General features: G+C 68.8%; 5 protein-coding genes. 4 read left to right on the forward strand and 1 reads right to left on the reverse strand.

The window, feature by feature from the left end; all coding sequences use genetic code 11:
* From AC27IO_RS19850 to AC27IO_RS19865, 4 genes are all read left to right on the forward strand, one after another.
* A partial coding sequence (locus tag AC27IO_RS19850) for a trypsin-like peptidase domain-containing protein (protein WP_498740356.1) occupies positions 1-786 on the forward strand: 786 nt, incomplete at its 5' end.
* Between the two features lie 141 nt (positions 787-927).
* Positions 928-2,853 (forward strand): trypsin-like peptidase domain-containing protein, encoded by a 1,926-nt coding sequence (locus tag AC27IO_RS19855; RefSeq protein ID WP_498740358.1) that lies wholly within the window; start codon positions 928-930, stop codon positions 2,851-2,853.
* A gap of 10 nt (positions 2,854-2,863) precedes the next feature.
* Complete coding sequence (ruvB, locus tag AC27IO_RS19860) at positions 2,864-3,937, forward strand: Holliday junction branch migration DNA helicase RuvB (protein ID WP_272567148.1); 1,074 nt, start codon at positions 2,864-2,866, stop codon at positions 3,935-3,937.
* Positions 3,938-4,172: 235 nt separating this feature from the next.
* Complete coding sequence (locus AC27IO_RS19865) at positions 4,173-4,805, forward strand: phage tail protein (protein ID WP_487090272.1); 633 nt, start codon at positions 4,173-4,175, stop codon at positions 4,803-4,805.
* 152 nt (positions 4,806-4,957) lie between these two features.
* Here AC27IO_RS19865 and AC27IO_RS19870 read toward each other — a convergent pair.
* A partial coding sequence (locus AC27IO_RS19870) for a type III PLP-dependent enzyme domain-containing protein (RefSeq protein WP_498740361.1) occupies positions 4,958-5,533 on the reverse strand: 576 nt, incomplete at its 5' end.

A 5,533-nucleotide genomic window follows, 5' to 3' on the forward strand; every position in this document is an offset into this window, starting at 1 on the left:
GTGGCGCGGATGCTGTTCGTGGACAACGGCAAGGCCTACGTCTGCACCGGCACGCTGCTCAACGACCGCGATGCCACGCGCACGCCGTACTTCCTCAGCGCCAACCACTGCATCGCCTCGCAGACCGTGGCGTCCACCCTGCAGACGGACTGGTTCTTCCGCTCGCAGGCGTGCAACAGCGCCACGCTGTCGCCCCGGTCCACCGCGCGAACGGGCGGCGCGACGCTGCTCTACGCCAGCGCAGACACCGACACCGCCCTGCTGCGGCTGAACGAGGCGCCGCCCCCTGGGGCCGTGTTCGCCGCCTGGGACGCCAGCCCGCAAGCCGAATCGACGGCCGTGGTCGGCATCCACCATCCCCGGGGCGACCTGCAGAAGATCAGCACCGGCAGCATCATGGGCACGCTGGCCTGCACCAACGACACGGACGGCTCCATGCTGTGCGACTCCTCCACGGACGCCTCGGCCGGCTACTACGACGTCGGGTTCGACCGCGGCACGGTGGAGGACGGCAGCAGCGGATCGGCCATATTCCATGGCGGCCGCGTGATCGGGACGCTGTATGGGTTCGCCTCCAGCGCCCAATGCTCGGTCGACGACGTGCGGGTGTACGGCCGCTTCGATTTGGCCTACCAGAAGGCGCTCAAGCAGTGGCTGTCGCCCCCGGTGAGCGTGCCGGTGGCCTGGCGGCATCCCGCCCGCGGGTTCGGGGCATCGCACGGGCCGGCGGGCCACTCCGGCGATGGCCCCGCACCGTTCTGGCGAGAGCGGCTGGCCGCGCGGTAGTGGGCCGGGGAGCGCAACGGGGCCATGACGCGATGCCGCAACGCGGCGATGAAATCACCTGCCGGCAGCCACGGGGCTGTGGCACATTTTGCAATCCGGGGCGGCATGGGACCGCCCCGAACCGATGACAGGAGTTGTTCCATGCAGCTGGTAATGAGGCGAGTTCGATCTTTGGCGGTTCTGGCGGTGGCCTCGGTGCTGGCTGCCTGCGGTGGCGGCAACGGCGTCGAGGCGGTGCAGTCCGCGGCCGCGCCGCAGGCCAGGGCACTGGTCTACAGCGTGGAGTCGCGCGAGCAGCCGGCTTCCGCCGTGCAGGACGTGGCGCGGGTCAAGGACCGCGCGGTCGGCGCGGCCATCGCACCCGCCCGCATCGCCCTCGGGCCGCTGGACCAGTCCAAGGAAGGGGCGGCCAGCGGCTTCGGCCCGCGCCAGGTCGGTAGCCCCCGCAGCATTGCCCAGACGGCCACGGCCAGCGCCACATTGCAGCAGCTGCAGTGGACACCCACCGCCAGCGGCGGTCAGGTCGCCGCGCTCAGTTTCTCGGCCGACGGCGCGCACGGGCTGCGCCTGGGCGTGCTGGTGCGCCAGCTGCCCGGCAGCGCCGTGCTGCGCGTGTACAGCCAGGCCCGGCCCTCGGCGGTGTTCGAGATCGCCGGCCAGGAAGTGCTGCAGATCATCGAGCGCAACCAGGCGGCGGGCGATACCTCCGACGCCGGCCGCACCTGGTGGACGCCCGACACGGGCGGCGACGAGGCCACGCTGGAGATCGAGTTGCCATCCGGCACGCCCGCGAGCGCGATCGACCTGTCGGTGCCGCGCCTGTCGCACATCTACGACAACCTGTCGCTGCCCACGGCCGAAGAGCTGGAGCAGCAGACCAAGATCAACGAATCCGACGCCTGCAACCTCGATTCGACCTGCTATGACGATTACGCCGCCCAGCGCAACGCCGTGGCGCGGATGCTGTTCGTGCGCCCCGACGGCAAGACGTACGTGTGCTCGGGCACGCTGCTGAACGACCGCGACGGCACCGGCACGCCCTACTTCATCTCGGCCAACCACTGCATCTCCACGCAGACCGTGGCGTCCACCCTGCGCACCGACTGGTTCTACCGCTCCCCCAGCTGCAACAGCCGCACGCTGTCGTCCGCCACCACGGCCCGCACCGGCGGCGCCACGCTGCTGTACGCGACGGACAGCAGCGATACGTCGTTCCTGCGCCTGAACGAGGCCCCGCCCGCCGGCGCCGTGTTCGCCGCATGGAACGCCAATCCCCAGGGGCTGGGCGGCGCCGTCGTCGGCATCCACCATCCCCGCGGCGACCTGCAGAAGATCAGCTTCGGCAACCTGGCATCCCTGACCGCGTGCACGTCCATCAGCGACACCAACTTCACCTGCAGCGGCACCAGCGGCAACTTCTACCGGGTGACATGGAGCCAGGGTACGACCGAGGGCGGCAGCAGCGGCTCTGGCATCTTCTCCGGCGGCGCGCTGATCGGCACGCTCTACGGCGGTAGTGCCGTGTGCACCAACAAGGCGTCGTCGGACTACTACGGCCGCTTCGACGTGGCGTACAACGCGTCCATCAAGAACTGGCTGTCGCCGGCCACCAGCGCCAGCGGCCGCACCGCCGTGTACCGCTTCTTCAACAGCAGCACGGGCGCGCACTTCTTCACGGCGAGCGCGGGCGAGCGCGACTTCGTGATCAACACCTACCCGGCCTTCGCCTACGAAGGCGTGGCCTTCTACGCCTACGGCGGCGCCACCGCCGGCCAGAGCGCCGTGTACCGATTCTTCAACAAGAGCAACGGCGCGCACTTCTACACCATCGATGCGGGCGAACGCGACTTCGTGCGCGCCACCTACCCGTCGTTCGAGTACGAAGGCCCGATCTGGTATGCCCAGACCGGCGCCGGCAACGGCTCGACCGCGATCTACCGTTTCTTCAACAAGAGCAACGGCACGCACTTCTACACCATCAGCCAGGGAGAGCGCGACTTCGTGCAGGCCACCTATCCGGTGTACCAGTACGAAGGCCCCGTGTACTACGCCTGGACTTCCAACTGATCCGCAACGCATGAGCATTCAGACCGACGACTTCGCCCCCGCCCCCGCCAAACGCGTGATCTCCGCCGCGCCGGCCTCCCCGCAGGAGGAAGCGCTGGAGCGGGCGCTGCGCCCCAAGCTGCTGCAGGAGTACGTCGGTCAGGCCAAGGCGCGCGAGCAGCTGGAGATCTTCATCGGTGCGGCGCGCAAGCGCGGCGAGGCGCTGGACCACGTGCTGCTGTTCGGGCCCCCGGGCCTGGGCAAGACCACGCTCAGCCACATCATTGCCGCCGAGCTGGGCGTGAACCTGCGCCAGACCTCCGGGCCCGTGCTGGAAAAGCCCAAGGACCTGGCCGCGCTGCTGACCAACCTGGAGCGCAACGACGTCCTGTTCATCGACGAGATCCACCGGCTCTCGCCCGTGGTGGAGGAAATCCTCTACCCCGCGCTGGAGGACTACCAGATCGACATCATGATCGGCGAGGGGCCCGCGGCGCGCAGCATCAAGCTGGACCTGCAGCCCTTCACCCTGGTGGGGGCGACCACCCGCGCCGGCATGCTCACCAACCCGCTGCGCGACCGCTTCGGCATCGTCGCGCGGCTGGAGTTCTACACCCCCGAGGAACTCTCGCGCATCGTCATGCGCAGCGCCGGGCTGCTCAACACGCCGATCCAGCCGGACGGGGGCTTCGAGATCGCGCGCCGATCGCGCGGCACGCCGCGCATCGCCAACCGGCTGCTGCGCCGGGTGCGCGACTACGCCGACGTGAAGGGCACGGGCCAGATCACGCTCGATATCGCCCAGCGCGCGCTCACCATGCTCGACGTGGACCCCCAGGGCTTCGACGTGATGGACCGCAAGCTGCTCGAGGCCGTGATCCACCGTTTCGACGGCGGTCCCGTGGGGCTGGACAACATCGCTGCGAGCATCGGCGAGGAGTCCGGCACCATCGAGGACGTGATCGAGCCCTACCTGATCCAGCAGGGCTACCTGCAGCGCACGCCGCGCGGGCGCGTGGCCACGCTGGCGGCCTATCGCCACCTGGGCGTGGCGCCGTCGCGCAACCCTGCCGACCTGTTCGGCGGGCCGCCTTCGGCGGCTTGACCCATCGCTTCCGGACCCCTTGTCCAACGCTCCTGCGGCTTCGTGGCAGCAGCCAGATTCGCGCAGGGGGATCGGCGCGCGTTGCATTCTCGACGCCCCGTGAATTCTCGCTTGTCGACCTTCGATTTCTGGTGTTTACTCCCTCTATCCGCCTTCGCTGCGAGATCGTCAAAAAGCATCGCTGCCAGGTGCGGATATTGATCGACAAACCTTTTTTTGGGAGAGGGATACTCACATGGATCCGATTCTGGGCCAGATCATTCTTTGGGCCGTGCCATGGGTTCCGCAGGGCTGGGCTCTGTGCGACGGCACACTGCTGTCAATCAATCAGAACCAGGCGCTCTACTCGCTGCTGGGCACCCGCTACGGTGGCGATGGCGTCAACACCTTCGGCTTGCCCGATCTGCGCAACCGGGTTCCGCTCGGTTCCCAGAACATGGTGACCATCGGCGGTACGAGCGGTGCCGCCACCGCGTCCACCAACGCCATCGGCGCTGCGATCCTGTCGCTCGCCAACCTGCCGGCCCACACCCATGGCGTGACGGTGGCCGCGGGCGGAACGGCCGCAGTGTCCATTCCCGCCGACGACACCACGGGCGACAACAACGTTCCTGGGCCGACTCTGATCGCCGGGAAGGCAACGGCGGGCAACAACACCGCCAAGGTGTACAGCTCCAAGTCCGCCACCACGACGCTCAAGCCCTTCGACGCACCCTTGACCCTGCCCGCCATCTCCACGCAAGCGGCTGGCAGCGCCACGCCCACGCCCGTGCAGATGAACGTGCCCGTCACGGTCAGCACGCTGCAACCCGGCCTCACGCTGAACTTCATCATCGCCGTGAACGGCATCTATCCGTCGCGCCCCTGACCGCGGATGGGCATGCAGGCAGTGGCCTGCCGCCGCCATGGCCACCTGGGCGCGACAAGCGCTTCGGTGGCGATGGCCGACGAGGCCGGGGCAACCCGGCCTTTTTCTTTCTTGTTGCAGACCGTCGCGCAGGCGCCTGCCAGTGCTTCAGGTCAGGTCAGCGCGCCCCGGGCATCCACCCGGATGATCCGCTCCACCACCCCGTGTGCCAGTCCGCCGCGCACACCGATCAGGAAGTCGTACAGGTTCACTGTCGGGTCGCAATGGCCGGGAATGAGCCACAGCATGCGGCCCAGCGAGGGCAGCCGGGCCTTGTTGCCGTCGGCGTAGAGAATGCCGTGCTCGTCGCCGCCGTTGGCATAGCGCAGCGCCCGCTCGGGCGGCAGCATCGCCACGATCGGCAGGCCGGAGTCGATGGCATGGCTCTTGTGGCCGGCATCGCACACCGCATGCGTTTCCTGGCTGGAGATGACCTGGGTCTTGACGAACAGCGCGTGCTCGAAGGCTGGCTGGGCCGGCTCGCGTTCGTTGCTGGCATAGTCCGCGTCCATGAACAGGAACGAGCCCGCCTGCAGTTCGCCGTAGACGCCGCTGGCGGCCTCGTGCACCAGCGTGCCGGTGCCCGCGCCGGTCACCAGCGGCACAGCAAGGCCGGCGGCGGTGATGAGGTCGCGCGTGTGGCGCGCGGCCTCCACCACGGCGGCGATGGCCTCCCGCCGGGCCTGGGC

The organism is Acidovorax sp. KNOB132 (assembly GCF_057541515.1).

Excerpts from the sequence above, each read along its gene's own strand:
- ruvB (WP_272567148.1), top strand. The coding sequence starts at position 2,864 with ATGAGCATTCAGACCGACGACTTCGCCCCCGCCCCCGCCAAACGCGTG.
- AC27IO_RS19855 (WP_498740358.1), top strand. The coding sequence starts at position 928 with ATGCAGCTGGTAATGAGGCGAGTTCGATCTTTGGCGGTTCTGGCGGTG.
- AC27IO_RS19865 (WP_487090272.1), top strand. The coding sequence starts at position 4,173 with ATGGATCCGATTCTGGGCCAGATCATTCTTTGGGCCGTGCCATGGGTT.